Genomic DNA, 21,116 nt, shown 5'->3' on the forward strand with positions numbered 1-21,116 from the left:
ACGCACACAGGGAGTTCAGGAGTCGAGGCAGAGAGGAGCGGCCGGGTGACGGTCGTCGGACTGGCGGTGGGCCGGGGCACGGGCCCGGAGATCGCCGCCGTCTTCGAACGGGTGCTGGGGCATCTCGCGAAGGCGCACGGTGTCCCGGTGACGGTGGAGCGCTCGGGGCGGGTCTACGACTCGTACGTGTCGCTGCGCGGCGCGGGCGTCGAGCGGACCGCCGCGCTCACCGCCGAGGACGCGGCGCATTACGAGGAATTCTGCCGGGAGTTGGCGGCCCGAGGGGCGACCGCCGTGTTCCGTACCGCGATCAACGCGCAATCGCTGTATCTGGTACGGCAGCGGCTGCGCGCGGTGAAGGTCGACACCCTGGGCGGCCCGCCGGACGGTTCGGCACCGGAGCTGCTGCTCGTCCGGGACCAGGCGCAGGGCTTCTACACCGGGGACAACACCCACTCCCCCGGCCGGGTGGTCCGGACGATGGAGTTCAGCGAGGAGATCACCGGCGAAGTGCTCGACTGCGCGCTGCGCCGGGCGCGGCGGCTGTGGCCCGAGGGCGGGGCCCGGCAGGTGGTGATGGCGTACAAGTTCCATCTGCTGGACGGGGCGTTGGACGACTGGGTGAAGCGGGCGGCGGACCGGCACGGGGTGGAGATCCGGCTGTGCCAGCCGGACACCGTGAACCGCGATCTGATCACGCATGGGCTGCCGCCCCGCACGGTGATCGTCGCCGGGAACGAGTGGGGCGACATCATGCATGTGATGCTGCTCGACCGGTTCGGTGGTGAGCGGCAGGAGACCCGCTGCACGGAGAACGTCCATCTGCGCCCGGACGTGGCCGACTTGGTGGAGTACCAGACGGTGCACGGCTCGGCGGACGACCTGGAGGGCCGGGACGCGGTGAACCCGGTCGCGGCGATCCGCGCGGCGGCGGCCGTCGCCGAGCGTCACGCGGGCTGTCCGGGCGCGGTGGCCGCCGTGGAGACGGCGCTCGCGGAGCTGTCGCGGCAGGGGGTGTGCACCGCCGACCTGGGCGGGGAGGGGACGACCAGCCAGGTGGTGGACGCCCTGCTGACGGCGCTGGACGCGGTACCGGGAGCTGCGGCGGTGCCCGCTCAAGGCATCGGGGAGTCCCCGATCGCCGCCGGGACATGACGGGCACGGACGGGCGCACGGCGCTGGTCGTCGTGGACCTCCAGGCCGACTTCTGCGGTCCGTCCGCCGCCGCCCGGCACGGCCACGACCCGGCCGTGCTCACCCGCGCCGCCGAGAACGCCGCCCGCGCGGTGGCGGCGGCGCGGGCGGCGGGCACCGAGGTGGTCTTCGTCCGCTTCCTGGGGGACGAGGACCACCAGGGGCCCAGCTGGCGGCGGCGCGACCGGCTGCTCGGCAAGCGGCCCAAGTGCGTCACGGGCACCCCGGGCGCGGAGTTCCACGGGGTCTCCCCCGCGCCCGGCGAGGCGGTGTTCACCAAGTACGCCTGTTTCGACGCCTTCCTCGCGGACGGCTTCGAACCCCACTTGCGTGAACGCGGCGTCGTACGGCTGGTGTTCGCGGGGGTGTTCCTCGATGTGTGCGTGGACTCCAGCGCGCGGACCGCGTTCCAGAAGGGGTTCGAGGTGTCGGTGCTCACCGACTGCACGACCCCGCTGCACCTGCCCGAGGAGCGGATCCTCGGCTTCATGCGGCGGGTGTACGGCGCCCGCCTCACCACCCGCGCGGACCCGGAGGTGTGGGCCGCGTACCCCGCGACACCGGGACCGAGCCGCCATACGACCGAGGAGGAGAGATCACGACCACCGTCACCACGCCCCGACCCGACCCCGGCGACCCAGCCAAGTCCGCCGAATCCGGCGCCCCCGGAGCCTCAGGAGTGGACGTCGGCGTCGGAGTGACCGCGCTGCTGGTCGCCGCCGCCCGCGCGCTCGAGACGCACCGCCCCGACGCGCTCGCCCGCGATCCGTACGCCGCGCACTTCGTCCGCGCGGCCCGCGCCTCGGCGGGCTGGCCGCTGCGCCCCGAGCAGGTGCCGGACGGGGACGCCGACCCGGTGTGGGGGCGGCTCGGCCGCTACTTCGGGCTGCGCACCCGGGCGCTGGACGACGCGCTGCGGGCGGCGGCGGCCTCCGGCACCCGGCAGTTCGTGCTGCTGGGCGCCGGGCTCGACACCCGGGCGTTCCGGCTGGACTGGCCGCCGGGCAGCACGGTGTGGGAGGTGGACCGGCCGGGCGTCCTCGCCTTCAAGGAGCGGGTGCTGGACTCGCTGGGCGCCGTCCCGGTGGCCCGGCGTGTGCCGGTCGCCGCGGATCTGTGCGAGGACTGGGCCACGGCCCTGCTCCGCGCCGGACTGGACCCGGCCGCGCCCACCGGCTGGCTGGCCGAGGGGCTGCTGCTCTATCTGCCCGCCGACGCCGAGCGCCGACTCCTCGTGAAGATCGGCGAGTTGAGCGCCCCGGGCAGCACCCTGGCGTACGAGGTGAAGCTGCACCGGGAGGTGCGGGCGGTACGGCACAACCCGGTGTACACCGCGACCCGGCAGCGGCTCGGCATCGATCTGCTCGCCCTCTTCGACGGTGATCCGCGTCCGGACTCGGCCGCGGATCTGGCGGGGCGCGGCTGGCGCACCCGGGTGGACTCACCGTACGACCACACCCGCCGCTACGGCCGGGGCCCGCGTCCCGAGCCGGACGACGCGCTGGCGGTGAACCGCTGGGTGTTCGCCGTCAAACCGGCCGCAGACCGGGGAAGTTGACCGCTTCCCCGGCCGCGACCGGGCCACCGGGCCACCGAGCCACTCAGCCGCTCAATCGCGGCCCCTCAGGGGCAGTTGGCCCCTCAGCCCTCCAACACCTCGTCGATCCGCGCCAGTTCCTCCGTCGCGAAGTCCAGGTTCCGCAGCGCGCCCACGCTGTCCTCCAGCTGGCGGGGGCTGCTCGCGCCGACCAGGGCCGAGGTGACCCGGCCGCCCCGTAGCACCCAGGCAAGGGCGAGCTGCGCGAGGGACTGGCCCCGGGACTTGGCGATCTCGTCCAGGGCGCGCAGCCGGGCGACCAGGTCCTCGGTGACGGCGTCGGAGTTCAGGAAGGGGCTGTCGCTCGCGGCGCGGGAGTCCTCGGGGATGCCGTCGAGATAGCGGTCGGTGAGCAGACCCTGTTCCAGCGGGGAGTAGACGATGGAGCCGACGCCGAGGTCGTCCAGGGCGTCGAGCACGCCCTCGTCCTCGGGGCGCCGGTCGAGCATCGAGTAGCGCGGCTGGTGGATGAGGAGCGGGGTGCCCAGCCCGGCCAGGATGCGGGCGGCCTCCCGGGTCTGCTCGGCCGGGTAGTTGGAGATGCCGACGTAGAGCGCCTTGCCCTGCTGGACGGCGGAGTGCAGGGCACCCATCGTCTCCTCCAGCGGGGTGTCGGGGTCGAAGCGGTGGGAGTAGAAGATGTCCACATGGTCCAGGCCCATACGCTTCAGCGACTGGTCCAGTGAGCCCAGCACATATTTGCGCGAGCCCCACTCGCCGTACGGGCCGGGCCACATGAGGTAGCCCGCCTTGGTGGAGATCACCAGTTCGTCGCGGTACGGCGCGAAGTCGGCCTTCAGTGCCTCGCCGAGGGCGGATTCGGCGGCGCCGGGCGGGGGGCCGTAGTTGTTGGCGAGGTCGAAGTGGGTGACGCCGAGGTCGAAGGCGCGGCGCAGGATCGCGCGCTGGGTCTCCGCGGGCCGGTCGGGGCCGAAGTTGTGCCACAGGCCGAGCGACAGGGCAGGGAGCTTCAGTCCGCTGCGTCCGGTGCGCCGGTAGGGCATCTCGGCGTAGCGGTCGGGGTGTGCGGTGTACAACGCGACTCCAGTGGGGTGGGCACTCGGTCTTCCCGGCTGCCGGGTGTCCGGCAGCCTCCCCCACTCTGTCCCGGGGCCCGGTCAGCGGTCCAACAGGAGAATGCGATGGGTTTGAGCGAGCGGGTTTCTCAATCCGGTTAGGCTTCTCCGTCATGGAACTGCGTCATCTCCAGCACTTCGTCGCGGTCGCCGAGGACCAGCACTTCACCCGGGCCGCCGAACGGCTCATGGTGTCCCAGTCGGGCCTGTCGGCGTCGATCCGGTCCCTGGAGCGCGAGCTGCGGGCGCCGCTCTTCGTGCGCACCACCCGGCGGGTGACGCTGACCGAGGCCGGGCGGGCGCTGCTTGTGGAGGCCGAGCGGGTGCTCGCGCAGGTCCGCGCGGCGCACGAGGCGGTGGCCGCCGTACAGGGTGTGCTGCGCGGCACGGTGGCGCTGGGCACCGAGCAGTGCATCGCCGGGGTGCGGGTGGCGGGGCTGCTCGCGGCCTTCCGCCGGGAGCACCCGGACGTGGAGATCCGGCTGCGGCAGACCGGTACGGGCGCGCTGGCCGAGGAGGTCGCGGCGGGCCGTCTCGACCTGGCCTTCGCCTACCGCACCCGCACGGACGGCGACCAGTTGCGGGCCGTACCGCTGACGAGCGAGCCCATGACGGTGCTGTGCCATCCGGGGCACCGGTTCGCCGAGGCGGGTGCGGTCCTCGCCCCGGCCGATCTGGCGGGCGAGGTGTTCGTGGACTTCCACCCGGACTGGGGTCCGCGCCGGGCGACGGACGCGGCGTTCACGGCGGCCGGGGTGCGGCGCACGGTCGCCCTGGAGGTCAACGACGTGCACAGCCTGCTGGACCTGGTGGACGAGAACCTGGGGATCGCGGTCGTCCCCCGGCACTTCCGGCACAAGCGGTCCTCGCTCACCGCGCTCCCGCTGAAGGGCATGGGCGAGGCGGCGTACGAGACGGTGGTGCTGCTGCCGCCGGAGCGCGCGACCAGCCCGGCCGCCCGCGCCCTGCTCTCGCTGCTGGGCACGAAGGAGGCGGCCGTACCGGCGGAACCGGCGGTGACCGGCCCGCTCGGGGACGTGTGACACGAGAGGCGACCCGAGGGGTGACGCGCCGTCAGGCGATCGGGGCGCGGCGACGGCCGGGATGGGCGATGGTGGACCCATGCATGCCAAGGACATCCTCATCGACGGCTTCGGCCGCATCCGGGAAGAGGTCCACGCCGTCCTGGACGGTCTCGGCCCCGACGAGCTGGACACGAGCCCCGCGCCCGGTGCCAACACCATCGCCTGGCTGGTCTGGCATCTCACCCGGGTGCAGGACGACCACATCGCCGACGCCTTCGGCCTGGACCAGGTGTGGCTGTCCGACGGCTGGGAGAAGCGCTTCGGGCTGAAGCTGCCCGCCCACGACACCGGCTACGGGCACTCCCCGGCGCAGGTCGCCAAGGTCCGGGTGGACTCGGCGGACCTGCTGACCGGGTACTACGACGCGGTGCACGAGCAGAGCCTGAAGGCGCTGCGCTCGGTCACGGCGGGCGACCTGGAGCGGGTGGTGGACGAGCGCTGGAGCCCGCCGGTCACGCTCGGGGTGCGCCTGGTGAGCGTCCTGTCCGACGATCTCCAGCACGTCGGACAGGCCGCCTACGCACGCGGGCTGCTGCAGACGGCGTCCGCGTAGCCCGGCAGGATCACGTCCTCGAGGAGGGCCTTGCGCTCGTCGAACGGGATGAACGCGCTCTTGACGGCGTTCACCGTGACCGTGCGCAGGTCCTCGGCCGTCCAGCCCGCCTCCTCGACGAGCAGGGACATCTCGCGGGTCATCGTGGTGCCGGAGACCAGCCGGTTGTCGGTGTTGAGGGTGACCCGGAAGCCGAGGTCCTTCAGCGCGGTGACGGGGTGCTCGGCGATGGAGGTTGCGCAGCCCGTCTGGAGGTTGGAGGTGGGGCACATCTCCAGGGCGATACGGCGGTCGCGCACCCACCCGGCGAGGCGGCCGAGCTTGCCGTCCACGATGTCCTCGGTGAGGCGGACGCCGTGGCCGATGCGCTGGGCGCCGCACACCTGGAGGGCCTGGTGGACGCTGGGCAGGCCGTACGCCTCGCCCGCGTGGATGGTGAACGGCACGCTCTCGCGGCGCAGCAGTTCGAAGGCGGCGAGGTGGTCGGCGGGCGGGAAGCCGTCCTCGGCGCCCGCGATGTCGAAGCCGACGACGCCCGCGTCCCGGTAGGCGACGGCCAGCTCGGCGGCCTCCTGAACGCGGTCGAACATCCGCATCCCGCACAGCAGGGTGCCCACGCGCACGGGCGTCCCGGCGGCTGCCGCCTTGGCCATACCGGAGGCAAGGCCCTCCTGCACGGTCTCCACGACCTCGCGCATCGTGAGCCCGCCCTGGGTGTTCAGTTCCGGGGCGTAGCGCACCTCGCCGTAGACCACGCCGTCGGCGGCGAGGTCGAGGACGTACTCCTCGGCGACGCGCAGCAGGCCCTCACGGTTCTGCAGGACGGCGAGGGTGTGCTCGAAGGTGCCTATGTAGCGCACCAGGTCGCCGGAGTTGGCGGCCTCCACGTACCAGGCGGCCAGCTCGTCGGGGTCGGTGGTGGGCAGGGTGTGGCCCACCGAGGCCGCGAGGTCGACGAGCGTGGCGGGGCGCAGACCGCCGTCGAGGTGGTCGTGCAGCACGGCCTTGGGGAGCCGGCGGAGGGTGTCGGTGTCGATGCGGGGCGCGGTCATGGCGTGCTTCCTCGGCGGATCGTGCGGGGGTGCGGGATGCGGGGGTTCAGGCGGCGGGCTGGAGGAGGTCCCAGCGGTTGCCGTAGAGGTCCTGGAAGACGGCGACGGAGCCGTAGGACTCGTGGCGGGGCTCCTCCAGGAAGGTCACCCCGGCGGCGGTCATGCGCGCGTGGTCGCGGGCGAAGTCGTCGGTGTGCAGGAAGAAGCCGACCCGGCCGCCGGTCTGGTCACCGACGCGGGCGCGCTGGGCGTCGTCCTTGGCGCGGGCGAGCAGCAGTCCGGTGCCGTCGTCGCCCTCGCCGGGTACGACCACGACCCAGCGGGCGCCGTCGGGGCGGGGCTCGTCCTCGGCGAGGCGGAAGCCCAGGGCCTCGGTGTAGAAGCGGATGGCCTCGTCGTAGTCGTCCACGACAAGGGTGACCAGGGCAACGCGTCGCATCGGGGCCTTCCGGTGAGGGTGGTTAGCGGGAGAGGTTATACGTAAAACCTGACGTGCGCCAGTCACCTCCGGCGGGAAGCGCGGGACGCCCCGGGGGAAACCCCGCGTCCCGTCCGCTCCGCTGTGGCACACTCCGCCGATGACCGCCGAAACGATCACCGCCGCCGCGTCGGGCACCTTCCGGCTCGGCGACTTCCCCGTCCACCGCACCGGCTTCGGCACCATGCGCCTGACGGGCAGCTCCGCCTTCCACGAGGGCACCCCGAGCGACCGGGCGCGTTCGATCGCCGTGCTGCGCCGGGCCCGCGAACTCGGGGTGAACCACATCGACACGGCCGCGTTCTACTTCTCCGCGCTCCGCTCGGCCAACGAACTGCTCAACACCGCGCTGGCCCCGTACCCCGACGATCTGCTCATCGCCACCAAGGTCGGCCCGTTCCGCGAGCAGGACGGCGGGTGGGGCACCTCCGCGCGCCCGGACCAGCTGCGCGGCCAGGTCGAGGAGAACCTGCGCCAGCTCGGCCGCGACCATCTCGACCTCGTCTACCTGCGCCGGATGCGGCAGGACTCCATAGCCGAGCACTTCGGCGCGCTCGCCGAGCTGCGCGAGGCGGGCCTGATCCGGCACCTCGGGATCTCCGCCGTGCGGCCACGGCACCTCACCGAGGCACTGGAGATCGCCCCCGTCGTCTCCGTGCAGCAGCGGTACGCGCTCGACCTGCCCGATCCCGGCACCGACACGCTCCTGGAGATGTGCCGGGAGCGCGGGATCGCCTTCGTGCCGTACTACGCCGTCGCGGGCGAGGGCGGTGAGCACGGTGCCGTCGCCGCGCGGGCCGAGGCCGAGGTGGCGGAGACCGCCCGCGCGCACGGGGTGCGCCCGGCCCAGATCCGTACCGCCTGGACCCTGCACCAGGGCCCGCACGTCCTCGCGATCACCGGCACCGGCAACCCGGACCACCTGGTCGAGAACATCGCGGCGGGCGCCCTGAGGCTGACCGCGGAGGAACTGACCCGGCTGAACGCCCTGCACCGCGAAGCGAGCCGCCCCGCCGGGTGAGAATCGTCGGTATGACGATCACCACGCATCCGCTCGTCGCCCGCGCCCGGCACCTCGCCGACTCGCTGCTGGAACCCGAGGCCGCCCGGGTGGATCAGGAGGGGGTGCCCGCCGGTCACATCGAGGCGGTCAAACGGTCGGGGCTGCTGGGGGTGACGGCGCCGGTCGAGTACGGCGGCGCGGGGGCGCCTGCGGCCGTGCTGCGGGAGACGGCGGAGATCCTGGCCGGGGCGTGCTGCTCGACGTGGTTCGTGCAGACGCAGCACCACACGCCGGTGCAGACCCTGGTCCGGGGTGAACCGGCCGCGCGGGAGCGGCTGTTGGGCCCGTTGTCGCGCGGGGAGCTGCTGTCCGGGGTGGCGTACGCGCATCTGCGGGCCTATCCGAGGACTCCGGTGCGGGTACGGCGGCAGGACGGCTGGTGGCGGTTCGACGGCAGCGTGCCCTGGTTCACGGGGTGGGGTCTGAACGACCTGATGCTGCTGGCCGGGGTGACCGAGGACGACGAGGTCCTGTTCGCCTTCGTCGAGGCCCGTGAGCAGCCCGGGCTCCGGGCCTCGGCACCGATGCGGCTCGCGGCGCTCTCCGCCGCCCGTACGGTGTCGCTGGAGCTGGACGGCCTCCGGGTGCCCGAGGACGCGGTGGCCCTGCGCATCCCGTACGCCCAGTGGGCCCCCGCCGACCGCGCCAAGACCCTGAACACCAACCCGGCGGTCTTCGGCCTCGCCTCCGCCGCGCTGTCCCTCCTGGACAACCGTACGGCCGCCCCGCTCCGCGCCCGCCTCGCCGAACTCCGCCACCGCGCCTACGCCTTGGCCGACCACCCCGAGCCACTGGAACGCGCCGAGGAACGGCTCGCCGTACGCGCCGAGGCGTACGCCGCCCTCACCGAGGCGACCACGGCGGCGGTCGTGACCGGCGGCGGCCGAGCCATGTCCCTCACCTCCCGCGCCCAACGCCTCGCCCGCGAGGGGCTGTTCCTCCTGGTCCAGGGCCAGACGGCGGAGACCCGGGAGGCGCATCTGCGGGCGCTGGCGGGCTGAGGGCCGCCCTTCCTCAGCGGTCGGCTCCGTCCGGGCCGAACGCGTCGTGGAAGGTGAAGGCGTGCGGTGCGGGGCCGTGGTCGTGGAGGTGTTCCAGCCGGGAGACCCCGTCGCGCCAGGTGGGGGTCACATCGTCGGCGACCCACCAGAAGACGTAATTCGGATGTGCTGTCCGCTCGAACCAGTCGTACCGCCTGGCCATCGCCTCGCGGTGCAGGCCGGTATAGACGGCGTCGAAGGCGGGGCGCAGGTCGGTCCAGAGGGAGAGGGAAGCGGCCAGGGCGGTGGTGTCCGCCGTACGGCCCTTGCCGTACCAGGCCGGTACGGCGAACTCGCCCCACGCACCCCAGTCCGCCTCGAAGAGCCCGCCCCGGTCGCCGTCCGCCGCTTCGGCGTGCGCGAGATATCCGGGGTGCCGGCTGATCTCCGGGTAGACGGCCGCACCGATGTCGTAGAACTCGCGGGTGAGCGGCGAGGGATCGGCGAGCGGTGACTTCAGGACACCGAAGGTGTACAGCGCGAGATGGGGCATGCGTGTCTCCCGGGGGCAAGGGTGCGTGGGGCGTGACCGGCTCGTCCCGTCACGGGCGGCTCAGCCTGAAGGAACTCCTGGGCGACCGGGACCGGTTGCCGAGGACCAGGTGAAGGTAGCCGCCTCCGCGGGCCCTGTCGAAGTTGCGTTTTCCCTCGCCAAATGGCCTCTCGCAGGGGCCACTTGCGGGCGGGCGCACAGGTGGTGCTCACCCACCTCGGCAGTCAGAGCGCGTAGGGCCAGACCGTGACACGGCCCCGGCCCATACGGACCGGGTCTCGACGGAGTCGGCTCTACCGCCTCTACTCTGACCAGCACCCCGCCCCGTTCATCGGCCCTCCTCCGGCGCCGACCGCCGGTCGGCAAGGCGCTCCTGGTCGGCGGCGTTCCCGGTGCGGGCCTCGGTGCGGTGACCCCGTTCCAGATAGTCCCGGACGATCAGTTCGACCGCGTCCTGCGGACTCCTCGTACCGGCCAGCAGCATGACCTCGATGGCCAGATCGCTGTCCAGACTGATGGTGACCTTCGCCATGACCCCTCCTGACAGGATTCCTGTTCAGCCTATCCACGATCAGCGGCCGTCAGTCGGTCATGGGGAGGCGGCGGCACCCAGGTCAGCGGAACAGGGCGCCGTCAGCCCGACACCGCGTCGAGCAGGCTCTCCGCGACAGCCGTACGGGCGTACAGCACAGAGCGTCCCGCTCGATGAGCGCTCACCAGACCCGCGTCGCGCAGCGCGGTGAGGTACTGGGACACCCCCGCCGGGGAGAGCCCCGTGCGGTGGGCGAGTTCGGTGGTGGAGGCCGGGGTGTCCAGTTCGGTCAGCAACAGGGTGCGGGAGCGGCCGAGGACGGGGGTGAGGGCGCGGCTGCCGGTGGTGGGCCGCGTCTGCCACAGGGCGCCGACGCCCCGGGCCGGGTAGGCGAGTTGGGGCGGGTCCGGTGGGCTGACCTGGGTGCGCAGGCCGGGGCCGGTGAAGGCGGAGGGGATCAGCAGCAGTCCCGAACCCACGGACGGGCGCGGCATGTTCCGTTTCCGGCGGACCAGTCTGAGCGCGTTGTCGTCCCAACTCATCGTGGGATGCAGGTCGTTGAAGAGGCGACCCGCGCCGTGCTCGGCGACCGTACGGGCCCGGTGGAAGACATCGGCGTCCAGTACGGCCCTGATCCGCGCCCAGTAGGGGGCGAGTGCCAGTTCCCAGTACGTCTCGATCTCCTGGACGACCTTGGCCAGGCGGCCTGCCGGGTCGGCGCGCAGGCTCGACAGCCGTGGGCCGAGATGCCCCTGGTGGCGGGCGAGATGGTCGAGGTCCCGCCGTACCCGGTCGGGAGACGACGCCCGGATCGCGTCCCACTCCGCCGCCGGGGCGGGGGCCGGAAGCGCGGGCGCCGGGGTGAGGAAGTCGGGCACATAGCCGGACGGTCCGATCAGCTCGGCGAGCCATCCCCGGTCCAGACCGGCGGCCAGCACCCGCGACCGCGTCTGCTCGATCCACGGCCGGTGCACCGGGTGCGCGGTGTTCGAGGTCAGCAGCCGGAAGCTGGGTGCGACCTCCCACATGGGCGAGACGGCGAACCGTACGTTCGCCAGGTCGTTCGCCGAGAACGCCAGCTCCGCCACGACCATCACCCCCCGAGGATTCACACATCTCTTAATCAATGGCCCGTCAGACTACCCCGCGCCGATCATCCCGCCATGACCTCACAGACGATCACCGCGGCGGCATCGGGCACCTGGAAGCTCGGCGACCGCACGGTCCACCGGCTCGGCTTCGGCACGATGCGCCTCCCCCAGTACGGCGAAGCGCTCGTCCCCGACGCCGTCCCGCGCGACCGCGACCAGGCGCTCCAGGTGCTGCGCCGGGCGGTCGAACTCGGCGTGAACCACATCGACACCGCCGCGTTCTACTTCTCCCCCCTGCGCTCCGCCAACGAGCTGATCGACCGCGCCCTCGCGCCCTACCCGGACGACCTCGTCATCGCCACCAAGGTCGGCCCCGGCCGCGACCTCTCGGGCGACTGGCTGCCCCACGCCACACCGGCACAGCTGCGCGGCCAGGTGGAGGAGAACCTGCGCCAGCTCGGCCGCGACCACCTCGACGTCGTCAACCTGCGCATCGTCGGCACCGACTCCCTCGCCGACCGCTTCGGCACGCTCGCGGACCTCCGCCAGGCCGGACTCATCCGCCACCTCGGCCTGTCCAACATCCGCCCCCACCACCTCACCGAGGCCCAGGCCATCGCACCGGTGGTCTGCGTCCAGAACATGTACGGCATCGGCGCGTCACCCGAACAGGAAGAACTCCTGCGGATCTGCGGCGAACAGGGCATCGCGTTCGTGCCGTTCTACTCGATCGCGGGCACCGGACGCACGACCGGCGCCCCCGCACGGGACAGCGACCGGGTGCACGCCGTCGCCCGTGCCCACGGGGTGAGCACCGCCCAGGTCCGGCTGGCGTGGACACTCCACCAGGGCCCGCACGTCCTGGCCATCCCCGGCACCGGCGACCTCGGCCACCTCGCCGAGAACGTGGCGGCAGGCTCCCTGCGCCTCACCGAGGACGAACTGACCGACCTCCGCCACGGCACCGCCTGAGACACCGCCGAAGCCGGTGAGCCCACCGCGCCCTCGGCTCAGTCCTCGCCCCGCTTCTCCAGGACCACGAGGAAACTGTCCGACTCCAGGTCCATCACCACGGTCACGGGACGGCCCTCCGCGCGGCGGGCCGCGGCGTACTCCTCCGCGGGCCAGGATCCACGGGGCGAGCCTGCGGGGAACCGCTCCAGCACCTTCGCGACCATGGCGGCGGACACCTCCGGAGAACGAGGGGACGTACGACGGGACCGTACGACGTGTACTCCCCCGTCTGCCCCGGAAAGCGACGGCCACGCACCGTACGCCGGTCGGTCCCGGACCGCGACTTCGACAGGCGCCGTCCGCGCGGCGCGGGCACGCTGGGCGGAGGGCGCCACTCGTCCGGACGGAGCACGCATCCGGAGAACGCCGCCGAAAAGAAGCACAAGAGGGCGGGGGACGAGAAGGGGCGGGGACAACGCCACGGCAGATCACACCGACGCGGAGGACCCGGCACGATGAACGACGACCACGCCACGGGCGACGCCCCGCTCTGCCTCGTGACCGGTGCCACCGGCTACATCGGCGGCCGTCTGGTGCCGGAGCTGCTGGCGGCCGGGTACCGAGTGCGCTGTCTCGCCCGCACCCCGCGCAAGCTGCGCGACCATCCGTGGGCCGGGCAGGTGGAGATCGTCCAGGGCGATGTCACCGACCCGGAGTCGACGGCCGAGGCGATGCGGGGCGTCGACGTGGCGTACTACCTGGTGCACGCGCTCGGCACCGGCGACGACTTCGAGGCGACCGATCGCCGCGCGGCCCGTACCTTCGGCAAGGAGGCCAAGGCCGCCGGGGTGCGCCGGATCGTCTATCTCGGCGGGCTCACCCCGGCCGACGTGCCCGAGGGCGAACTCTCCCCGCACCTCAGGTCGCGGGCCGAGGTGGGCCGCATCCTGCTGTCCTCGGGCGTGCCGACGGCCGTACTGCGCGCGGCGGTGATCATCGGCTCGGGCTCGGCCTCCTTCGAGATGCTGCGCTATCTCACCGAGCGGCTGCCCGTGATGGTCACCCCGAGCTGGGTGCACACCCGTATCCAGCCGATCGGTGTGGAGGACGTGCTGCGGCTGCTGGTCGGCTGCGCGAGCCTGCCCCCGGACGTCAGCCGCGCCTTCGACATCGGGGGCCCGGACGTGCTCACGTACCGCGAGATGATGCTGCGGTACGCGCAGGTCGCGCACCTCCCCCACCGGCTCATCCTGTCGGTGCCGATGCTGACACCGGGCCTGTCCAGCCACTGGGTCGGGCTCGTGACGCCGGTGCCCGCGTCCATCGCCCGGCCGCTGACCGAGTCGCTGCGGCACGAGGTGGTGTGCCGGGAGCACGACATCCGCCGGTATCTGCCCGAGCCGCCGGGGCATCCGTACGGCTTCGACGCGGCGGTGCGGCTCGCGCTGCGCCGGGTGCGGGAGGCCAAGGTGGACACGCGCTGGTCGTCGGCGGCCGTGCCGGGCGCCCCGAGCGAGCCGCTGCCCACCGACCCCGACTGGGCGGGCGGCAGCCTCTACTCCGACGAGCGCGAGACGGTGGTCGATGCCCCGGTGCGCGCCCTGTGGCGGGTGATCGAGGGCGTGGGCGGCGACAACGGCTGGTACTCCTTCCCGCTGGCCTGGAGCCTGCGGGGCTGGCTGGACCGCGCGATGGGCGGGGTCGGGCTGCGCCGGGGCCGCCGGGACGCCGAGCGGCTGCGGGTGGGCGACTCGCTGGACTTCTGGCGGGTGGAGGAGGTCGAGCCGGAGCATCTGCTGCGGCTGCGGGCCGAGATGCGGCTGCCGGGTCTCGCCTGGCTGGAGATGTACTCCTTCCCGGACGGCGACGGCCGCAGCCGCTACCGCCAGCGCGCCCTGTTCCATCCGCGCGGGCTGCTCGGCCAGGCGTACTGGTGGGCGGTCTCGCCGTTCCACGCGCTCGTGTTCGGCGGCATGGTCCGCAACATCGCGCGCGCCGCGTGCCGGGAGCCCGAGGACCGCGCGAAGTCACCGGCCCTGCGGCGGCGTAGGAGCCCGGCCGGGCGGCGCTGAACGGGCGCCCGCCGAAGGAACCCTCCCCCGGGTGCGTCCGCCGGGCGCCCCCGGCCGGAAGAGTCAGCGTCCGTACCCGCTCGTCCGAACCGCCTGTTCGCCCGAACCGCCTGCTCCGGAGCCGCCCGATGAACACCTCGGTCGTCCTGTTCACCGCCGACCTGCGTCTGCACGACCATCCGCCGCTGCGCGCGGCCCTGGACGGCTCGCGTCAGGTCGTCCCCCTCTTCGTGCGCGACCCGGCCATGGCCGCCGCGCACGACGCGCCCAACCGGCAGGCGTTCCTCGCCGACTGTCTGCGCGACCTGGACGCCGGGCTGCGCGAGCGCGGCGGACGGCTCGTGGTGCGCTCGGGCGACGTGGTGGAGCAGGTATGCAAGGTGGTCGCGGAGGCCGACGCCGACGAGGTGCATCTGTCGGCCGACGTGAGCGCGTACGCCCAGCGGCGCGAGCAGCGGCTGCGCGACGCGCTGGAGGCGGACGGGCGCAGGCTGCACGTGCACGAGACGGTGACGGGGGCGGTGGCGCCCGGCGCGGTGACCCCGGCGTCCTCGGACCACTTCGCGGTGTTCACGCCGTACTTCCGCCAGTGGTCGGGCGAGCGGCTGCGGGACGCGGTGGCCGCGCCGCGCGTGGTGCGGGTGCCGGAGCACGTCGGTTCCGAGGAGCCGCCGTCCCGGTCCGCCGTCGCGGGCGTCTCCCCCGGGCTGGCGGAGGGCGGCGAGACGGAGGGCCGCAGGCGGCTGACCGCGTGGCTGCGCTCGGGGGTCGGCGCGTACGAGGACCGGCACGACGACCTGGCGGGCGACGCCACGTCCCGGCTTTCCCCGCATCTGCACTTCGGCACGTTGTCCGCGATCGAGCTGGTGCACCGGGCACGGAAGGCGGGCGGCGCGGGCGCGGAGGCGTTCGTACGGCAGCTCGCCTGGCGGGACTTCCACCGCCAGGTGCTGGCCGCCCGCCCGGCCGCCTCGCACGCCGACTACCGCACCAAGCACGACCGTTGGCGCTCGGGCAGCGCGGCCGAGGCCGACATCGAGGCATGGCGCGAGGGCCGCACCGGCTACCCGGTGGTGGACGCGGCGATGCGCCAACTGCGGTACGAGGGCTGGATGCACAACCGGGGACGGCTGCTGACGGCGAGCTTCCTGGCCAAGACCTTGTACGTCGACTGGCGGGTGGGCGCCCGGCACTTCCTCGATCTGCTGGTCGACGGCGACATCGCCAACAACCAGCTCAACTGGCAGTGGATGGCGGGCACCGGCACGGACACCCGCCCCAACCGCGTCCTCAACCCGGTCACGCAAGCCAGGCGATACGACCCCGACGGCGCGTATGTACGGCGCTGGGTCGAGGAGTTGGCGGAGATCGAGGGCCCTGCGGTGCACGAGCCGTGGAAGCTGAGCGACCCGGACCGGGCGGCCGTCGGCAACTACCCGGACCCGATCGTGGAACTCCCCGACGGGCTGGCCCGGTTCAAGCACGCGCGGGGACGTGACTGAGCGTCAGGAAGGATCAACAGGCCCTCGGATCATCCCTGTTGATCGATTCCGTACGCCGTCGTCAGGGTGGTCAGCGCGTCGGCGAGACCGGTCGGGCGGACCATGCCCCGGGTGGGACGACCGCTCCAGCCGGGTCCGCCGAGCAGGACCCGAGGCTGGGCGCGGGCGCCGCGTACGCCCCACGCGGTGGCCGCGATGTGCCGGGCGAGCTGCGGGGCCGCCGTGGCACGGGCCTGGGCCCACAGCACGACCGCCGCCGGGCCGAGCCGTCGTACGGCCGCGCCGAGCGCGTCGGCCGGGACGGCGGCGCCGAACATGCGGGTGGGGATGGCACTTTGGGCGAGCGACGCGTTGAGCGCTTCCAGCGGGAGGGTGTGCTGTTCGTCGGGGACGCAGGCCAGCAGGACCGGGGCGACGGACGCGCCCACGGGAGCGGTGTGATGGCGCAGCGCGGTGGAGACGTGCCAGGACAGCAGGTGTTCCACCTCGACGTAACGGTCCCCGGAGGACGCCCACTTGCGGCCTACGGCGTGCAACGCGGGCGCCATCACGTCCTGCCAGGCAGCGGTGAGGCCGAACTCGGTGATGGCGCGGTCCAGTTGCCGCGCGACAGCGGGGGCGTCCAGGCGGACGGCCGCGCGGGCGAGCCCCCGGCACTCCTGGCGTACGTCGCCGAGGGGCAGCGCACCGGCGGCCCGGGAACGCGGGGCACTCCGCGCCACGGACGACGCGACGGCCGGGGCGTTCGCGTGCGCCCGGTCCCTGGCGGCGCGGGCCGCCTCGGCGGGCGGCACGCCGGACGCGGTGAGGCGGCACATCGCCTCCAGGACGGCCACGTCGTCCGGGGCCCAGCGCCGGTGGCGGCCGTCGGCGCGGGCGGCCGGGCCGATGCCGTAGCGCCGGTCCCAGGAGCGCAGCGTGGTGGGCGAGACGCCGAGCCTGCGGGCGAGGGCGCCGGTGGTCAGGCCCGCGTCGGCGGACGCGGGGCGCGCTGACGGCGGCGGCCCGGCGTCCAGGTCCAGGTCCGGTCCGGTGCGCACCGGTTTGTCGTCCATACGGCGACTATACGACGCAGAATCGATGCGAGTTGTGGGTGCCCGCGCCCGGCTCACACGATGGCGGAACCGTCGTCCGTGAGGAGCCGAGGTCATGTCCCCGTATCCGGCCGCGCCCGCCGCCGCCCCAGCCGTTCCCGCCGCCTCCCGGTGGGCCGCGGCCGAGGAGTCGTACGGCGACCAGGAGATCGCGCGGGGCCTGGTGGCGGGCGACGAGCGCTGTCTGGCCGCCGCCTATCACCGCTGGTCGCCGCTGGTGTACACGCTGGCGCGGCGGGCGCTCGGGAACGCCGGGGAGGCGGAGGACGTGACCCAGCAGGTGTTCCTCGGTGTGTGGCGGGGCCGGGCGGGCTACCGCCCGGAGCGGGGGCCGCTGCCCGGCTGGATCGTCGGCATCACCCGGCGCAAGATCGCCGACGCGCTGGCCGCGCGCACCCGGCGCGGCGAGCTGGTCACGGCGGCGGGGACGACGCTGCCGGGCCCCACGGCCGCCCCGGAGCCGGAGTCGGCGCTGGACCGGGTGCTGGTCCGGCGGGAGCTGGGGCGCCTCCCGGCGGCGCAGCGGCGCGTGCTGTACCTGGCGTTCTACGAGGACCTCACCCAGCCGCAGATCGCGGCCCGCACGGGGTGGCCGCTGGGCACGGTGAAGAGCCACGCGCGCCGGGGTCTGCACCGGCTGCGGTGCGGGATCGAGCGGCCGGAACCGGCTTCCGCAGACAATCCCGCCCACCCCCTACACACAGGGCCATAAAAGGCGCAAAATATGAGGAACAGCGGTGCTGCACCGCTCACCCCACCAGCGCGGTCCAGCCCCGCACTACGCGAGGGAAGGGAGCACACGCTGATATCGCAGGACAACGAAGGACGCGAGGCCGGTTCGCCCGGGCGGACCGGCCTCCCCCATGCCCTGCGGACCGGCCTCCCTCCTGCCCTGCGGAAGGCGCCGCCCCCGCCCTGCGGCGGACGCCGATGATCCGATTCCGGCCGGAGCCCGCTCCGGGGGACTGCCTCCGGTTACAGCGGGCACATGCCAAGGCAGCGAGGGCCCGGACCCGGAGGGGTGGATATGGAAATCTCAGGCATCATCAGCGCCATAATCATCGGCATCATCATCGGCGTGCTCGGCAGGCTGGTCGTACCCGGCCGCCAGCACATCGGCATTCTGCTGACCATCGTCGTCGGCATCGTGGCCGCCCTGCTGGGCTCCGCGATCGCGGCCGGGCTCGGGGTGGCGGACACCGACGGGCCCGACTGGATCGAATGGCTGATCCAGATCGCCCTGGCGGCAGCGGGTGTCGCGGCGCTCGACCGGTCGCGGAGTCGCCGCTGACCGAACCGGCGTCACGTCCCTTGAGAGATGACGAGAGCTGACGACGACGGGGCGTGACGTCCCACTGGTCCACCGACGGGACGTCACGCCCCGTACAGATAGGGGGTCGTGGTGGTCAGCGCCCGGAAGCCGAGCCGCCGCAGGACGGGGCGGCTCATGTCCGAGGCGTCGACCTGGAGATAGCGGCAGCCGTGCGCTGCGGCGGTACGGGCGCGGTGGGCGACCAGGGTGCGGTAGATGCCCCGGCCGCGCCACCGCGTCACCGTGCCGCCGCCCCACAGTCCCGCGAACGAGGTCCCCGGCACGATCTCCAGGCGGGCCGCGGAGACCGGTTCGTCCCCGGCGAGCGCGACCACCGCGAGAACGGTTCCGGGGTCGGCGGCGTGCTGTGCGAGCAGCTGGTGCCGCAGCCGGGTGCCGTCGGTCCCGAACGCCTCCTCGTGCACGCGCACGACGAGTTCGATCCCGGCCTCGTCGGTGGCCCGGACGACCCGCACCCCGGCGGGCGGTTCGGTGTCCTGGGCCACGCGGGCGGTCTCGGCGACCATCACGGTCTCCTCGTCCTCGGCCCGGAACCCGGCGGCCCTGAGCCGCTCGCCGAGATCGGCCGGCCGGTCGTGGCCGTAGAGCTTCCACTCGAATTCCTGGCCGAGGCCGGTGAAGCGGGCGATCTGCTCCTCGATGGCCCGGTGCGCGCCCGCCGCGTCGAGTCCCGACCAGAGGACGGCGTTCCACCCGCCCGCCTCGGACACCTGGCGCACCACGGCGCCGGTCCGCTCGATCCGCGCACCCGGCCCGTCGGCCCGCGCGCCCTCACGCATCTCCCGGTCGTACGCGGCCAGTACCGCTGTGTCGTCCATGGGCTCACTCCAGCAGCCGACTCCCGCGCGGGCAACGGAAATTCGCCCGCGCGGGAAGACGCCTCGGAGCGGTCAGCCGAGTTCGAGCGTCGCGACGCCGAAGACCCGGTCCAGGGCGTGCTCGCGGACCGGTCCGGTGTACATGCGGGCGGTCTCGAAGGAGGGGGTCAGGCCCAGGTCGAGCGCCAGGGCGACGGCCGCCTTGTTCGGTTCGGGGACGTCGACGGCGATCTGCTCTCCGGCGGCCTCGGCCGCGAGCGCGGTCAGCAGGGCGCGGGCGTCGTCGGCGGTGTCCGCGAAGAGCGGGCCGACGCGCGGGCAGTCGTGCCCGGGCCGGATCACGCCGTAGCCGGTGAGGCGCCCGGCGTCCTCGCGGACAAAGGCACGGTGGCCGGGCAGGGTCAGCCACTCGGCGAGGAAGCGGGGGCGGTCGGCCGGGGTGCAGGCGCTGTCGTAGGCGCTGACGGCGGCGAGGTCGGCGGCCTCGGCGGGGCGTACGCCCTCGGGGACGGCGCCGGTGGGGGCGGGCCCGGTGTAGCGGGCGGTGCGGTGGGCGAGTTCGAAGCCGGAGCGACGGTAGTTGTCCTGCTGGGCGACCACGCCGTCCAGGCCGACGGTGCGGGTGCCCGCGTGCGCGAGGGCGGTCTTCCAGGTGGCGAGCCCGTGTCCCTGGCCGCGCAGGTCGGGGCGGACGAGGTAGCAGCCGAGGAAGGCGTAGTCGGCGCCGTAGTTGACCACGGAGACGGCCGAGACCGGCTCGCCGTCGATCCGGCCGAGGAAGAAGCCCTCGGGGTCCTGGGCGAAGAAGGCGGGTCCGTCGGACAGGCCCGGGTTCCAGCCCTCCGCCGCGGCCCACGCGCTGATCACCGGCCAGTCGGCGAGGGTGGCCTGGGTGACGACGAGATCCTGGGGGGCCGGTGACGTCATCGGTGCGCTCCATTTCTGGGGGCGCGCGGATCGTCCCGGCGTACGGGCGCGCTCCGCGCGGGTGGGACCACGGACGGTGCGACGGCGCGTCGCACCCGCCGCATCCTTCCCGATCCCGCGTGCGCACGCCACGCCGGTTTTCGCGCATGACCGAAGTCAACGGGTCAGCTGTGTGCGGTTGTTGAGGGCACGTCCGGCGGGCCCGGCTCCGCCGTCCATGTCAAAGGCCCCACCGAGGCCGGTCGCGTCCGGTGGGGCCGTGCGCCGGCCCGGTCAGCCGACGCGGGTCGGCCGGAAGCGGCGGTACAGGGCCGCTCCGGCGACGATGAACGCCGCGCTGCCCGCGAGCGCCGGGGCCGTCGCGTCCGTACCCGTGTGCGCGAGGGTGCCCTCGGGCGGGGCCGCGGGGGTGTGCGGCTTGGGGTGGGACTTCGGCGGGGCCGGGGGTTCCGGCGTGGCCGGGGGCTCGGTGGGGGGCGGGGTGACCGGCGGGGTCACCGGCGGGGGCGTGGTCTCCACCGGACCGTTCTGGCAGTGGTTGCCGAAGGCCGGGTTGGCCACTCCCACGACGTCGACACTGTTGCCGCACGCGTTCACCGGCACGTCCACGGGCAGCTGGATGCCATTGCCCGAGAGCACGCCGGGCGAGCCGTGCGTGACGCTGTGCGCCGAGGAACCGGACGTGGCCGTGCCGACACCGGCATGGGCGGAACCGCCCGAGGTGCCGGAGCCGGAGCCGCTGCCGTCGCTTTCGGAGTCAGCACCGGTGTTCGCGCAGGAGTTGCCCATCGCCGGGTTGAGAAGCCCGACCACGTTCACCGTGTTGCCGCACGCGTTCACCGGCACGCTCACCGGGAGCTGGACGGTGTTGCCGGAGAGCACACCGGGCGAGCCCACCGCAGCGCCGTCGGCAGAGGCGCCGCCGGCCGCGAAGGCGGCGGACACCGGCATCGCCATGGCCATCGCGCCGGAAGCGGCGGCCACACCGATCACACCGTTACGGGTAGCCCGTTTCATAGGTTTGCCTGCCTTCCAGAGATCGTCGCGGGCAGTCGCCCGCACCACATAGAACGCGGCCGGACCATCCGAGTTATGGCTATTCCTGCTTTCACCCCATCGAGTGGCCCGGTCCATCGAATGGCTTGACGCCGCCCGAACGGGG

Annotated in this window: 23 protein-coding genes; 12 read left to right on the top strand and 11 right to left on the bottom strand. The window is 73.6% G+C overall.

Annotation, left to right across the window (positions count from 1 at the left end; all coding sequences use genetic code 11):
- Window positions 1–45 precede the first annotated feature (45 nt).
- The 3 genes from B079_RS0112160 to B079_RS0112170 are packed head-to-tail and all read left to right on the top strand — an operon-like array spanning window position 46 to window position 2,752.
- Complete coding sequence (locus tag B079_RS0112160; RefSeq protein WP_018546078.1) at window positions 46–1,155, top strand: isocitrate/isopropylmalate family dehydrogenase; 1,110 nt, start codon at window positions 46–48, stop codon at window positions 1,153–1,155.
- Entirely contained in the window at window positions 1,152–1,895 is a 744-nt protein-coding gene (locus B079_RS0112165; protein WP_018546079.1) for a cysteine hydrolase family protein, read from the top strand. Before B079_RS0112160 ends, B079_RS0112165 begins: the two co-directional genes overlap by 4 nt.
- Complete coding sequence (locus tag B079_RS0112170; RefSeq protein ID WP_018546080.1) at window positions 1,874–2,752, top strand: SAM-dependent methyltransferase; 879 nt, start codon at window positions 1,874–1,876, stop codon at window positions 2,750–2,752. Before B079_RS0112165 ends, B079_RS0112170 begins: the two co-directional genes overlap by 22 nt.
- An 83-nt stretch (window positions 2,753–2,835) precedes the next feature.
- Here the strand turns inward: B079_RS0112170 and mgrA are convergent, their stop codons facing one another.
- Entirely contained in the window at window positions 2,836–3,828 is a 993-nt protein-coding gene (mgrA, locus tag B079_RS0112175; RefSeq protein ID WP_018546081.1) for an L-glyceraldehyde 3-phosphate reductase, read from the bottom strand.
- A 152-nt stretch (window positions 3,829–3,980) separates the two neighbouring features.
- On the opposite strand from mgrA, the gene B079_RS0112180 reads away from it, so the two are divergent.
- On the top strand, window positions 3,981–4,910 hold the full coding sequence (locus B079_RS0112180) for a LysR substrate-binding domain-containing protein (protein WP_018546082.1): 930 nt from the start codon (window positions 3,981–3,983) through the stop codon (window positions 4,908–4,910).
- A gap of 79 nt (window positions 4,911–4,989) precedes the next feature.
- On the top strand, window positions 4,990–5,505 hold the full coding sequence (locus B079_RS0112185; RefSeq protein ID WP_018546083.1) for a mycothiol transferase: 516 nt from the start codon (window positions 4,990–4,992) through the stop codon (window positions 5,503–5,505).
- Here the strand turns inward: B079_RS0112185 and B079_RS0112190 are convergent.
- A complete protein-coding gene (locus B079_RS0112190) occupies window positions 5,469–6,557 on the bottom strand; it encodes an adenosine deaminase (RefSeq protein WP_018546084.1) in 1,089 nt (362 codons plus the stop codon). The two genes, B079_RS0112185 and B079_RS0112190, sit on opposite strands and share 37 nt — an antisense overlap.
- A gap of 46 nt (window positions 6,558–6,603) precedes the next feature.
- Window positions 6,604–6,996 carry a VOC family protein gene (locus B079_RS0112195; RefSeq protein WP_018546085.1) on the bottom strand — a complete coding sequence of 131 codons (393 nt, stop codon included), beginning with the start codon at window positions 6,994–6,996 and terminating at the stop codon, window positions 6,604–6,606.
- A 139-nt stretch (window positions 6,997–7,135) separates the two neighbouring features.
- Here B079_RS0112195 and B079_RS0112200 point away from each other — a divergent pair, with 139 nt between their 5' ends.
- A complete protein-coding gene (locus B079_RS0112200; RefSeq protein ID WP_018546086.1) occupies window positions 7,136–8,056 on the top strand; it encodes an aldo/keto reductase in 921 nt (306 codons plus the stop codon).
- A gap of 11 nt (window positions 8,057–8,067) precedes the next feature.
- Window positions 8,068–9,099, top strand: coding sequence for an acyl-CoA dehydrogenase family protein (locus B079_RS0112205; protein WP_018546087.1), 1,032 nt, complete (start codon window positions 8,068–8,070; stop codon window positions 9,097–9,099).
- Window positions 9,100–9,112: 13 nt separating this feature from the next.
- Here the strand turns inward: B079_RS0112205 and B079_RS0112210 are convergent, their stop codons facing one another.
- The 3 genes from B079_RS0112210 to B079_RS0112220 form a co-directional block, all read right to left on the bottom strand.
- A complete protein-coding gene (locus B079_RS0112210) occupies window positions 9,113–9,631 on the bottom strand; it encodes a DUF3291 domain-containing protein (protein WP_018546088.1) in 519 nt (172 codons plus the stop codon).
- 328 nt (window positions 9,632–9,959) lie between these two features.
- Window positions 9,960–10,163, bottom strand: a complete 204-nt coding sequence (locus tag B079_RS0112215) for a hypothetical protein (protein ID WP_018546089.1) — start codon at window positions 10,161–10,163, stop codon at window positions 9,960–9,962.
- A gap of 101 nt (window positions 10,164–10,264) precedes the next feature.
- Window positions 10,265–11,257 carry an ArsR/SmtB family transcription factor gene (locus B079_RS0112220; RefSeq protein ID WP_018546090.1) on the bottom strand — a complete coding sequence of 331 codons (993 nt, stop codon included), beginning with the start codon at window positions 11,255–11,257 and terminating at the stop codon, window positions 10,265–10,267.
- Window positions 11,258–11,326: 69 nt separating this feature from the next.
- On the opposite strand from B079_RS0112220, the gene B079_RS0112225 reads away from it, so the two are divergent.
- Window positions 11,327–12,226: an aldo/keto reductase gene (locus B079_RS0112225; RefSeq protein WP_018546091.1), complete on the top strand. Its 900-nt coding sequence runs from the start codon at window positions 11,327–11,329 to the stop codon at window positions 12,224–12,226.
- 38 nt (window positions 12,227–12,264) lie between these two features.
- On the opposite strand, the gene B079_RS35505 is transcribed toward B079_RS0112225, so the two are convergent.
- Window positions 12,265–12,432, bottom strand: a complete 168-nt coding sequence (locus B079_RS35505) for a hypothetical protein (RefSeq protein WP_018546092.1) — start codon at window positions 12,430–12,432, stop codon at window positions 12,265–12,267.
- A gap of 291 nt (window positions 12,433–12,723) precedes the next feature.
- On the opposite strand from B079_RS35505, the gene B079_RS31805 reads away from it, so the two are divergent.
- Together B079_RS31805 and B079_RS0112240 are read left to right on the top strand one after the other, a co-directional pair.
- Window positions 12,724–14,280, top strand: a complete 1,557-nt coding sequence (locus tag B079_RS31805) for an SDR family oxidoreductase (RefSeq protein ID WP_018546093.1) — start codon at window positions 12,724–12,726, stop codon at window positions 14,278–14,280.
- 128 nt (window positions 14,281–14,408) lie between these two features.
- A complete protein-coding gene (locus B079_RS0112240; protein ID WP_018546094.1) occupies window positions 14,409–15,782 on the top strand; it encodes a cryptochrome/photolyase family protein in 1,374 nt (457 codons plus the stop codon).
- 29 nt (window positions 15,783–15,811) lie between these two features.
- On the opposite strand, the gene B079_RS0112245 is transcribed toward B079_RS0112240, so the two are convergent.
- Window positions 15,812–16,837 (bottom strand): MerR family transcriptional regulator, encoded by a 1,026-nt coding sequence (locus B079_RS0112245; protein ID WP_018546095.1) that lies wholly within the window; start codon window positions 16,835–16,837, stop codon window positions 15,812–15,814.
- 94 nt (window positions 16,838–16,931) lie between these two features.
- Here B079_RS0112245 and B079_RS31810 point away from each other — a divergent pair, with 94 nt between their 5' ends.
- Entirely contained in the window at window positions 16,932–17,588 is a 657-nt protein-coding gene (locus B079_RS31810) for a sigma-70 family RNA polymerase sigma factor (RefSeq protein WP_018546096.1), read from the top strand.
- Window positions 17,589–17,903: 315 nt separating this feature from the next.
- On the top strand, window positions 17,904–18,167 hold the full coding sequence (locus B079_RS0112255) for a GlsB/YeaQ/YmgE family stress response membrane protein (RefSeq protein ID WP_018546097.1): 264 nt from the start codon (window positions 17,904–17,906) through the stop codon (window positions 18,165–18,167).
- Between the two features lie 83 nt (window positions 18,168–18,250).
- Here B079_RS0112255 and B079_RS0112260 read toward each other — a convergent pair whose 3' ends face one another.
- The 3 genes from B079_RS0112260 to B079_RS36440 form a co-directional block, all read right to left on the bottom strand.
- On the bottom strand, window positions 18,251–19,027 hold the full coding sequence (locus B079_RS0112260; RefSeq protein WP_018546098.1) for a GNAT family N-acetyltransferase: 777 nt from the start codon (window positions 19,025–19,027) through the stop codon (window positions 18,251–18,253).
- 72 nt (window positions 19,028–19,099) lie between these two features.
- Window positions 19,100–19,954, bottom strand: a complete 855-nt coding sequence (locus tag B079_RS0112265) for a GNAT family N-acetyltransferase (RefSeq protein WP_018546099.1) — start codon at window positions 19,952–19,954, stop codon at window positions 19,100–19,102.
- A 273-nt stretch (window positions 19,955–20,227) separates the two neighbouring features.
- The gene (locus tag B079_RS36440) at window positions 20,228–20,947 is read right to left on the bottom strand and encodes a chaplin (RefSeq protein ID WP_018546100.1); all 720 of its coding nucleotides are present in this window, start codon (window positions 20,945–20,947) and stop codon (window positions 20,228–20,230) included.
- Window positions 20,948–21,116 lie beyond the last annotated feature (169 nt).

Origin of the sequence: Streptomyces sp. LaPpAH-108, from assembly GCF_000373625.1 — a bacterium.
Lineage (GTDB): Bacteria > Actinomycetota > Actinomycetes > Streptomycetales > Streptomycetaceae > Streptomyces.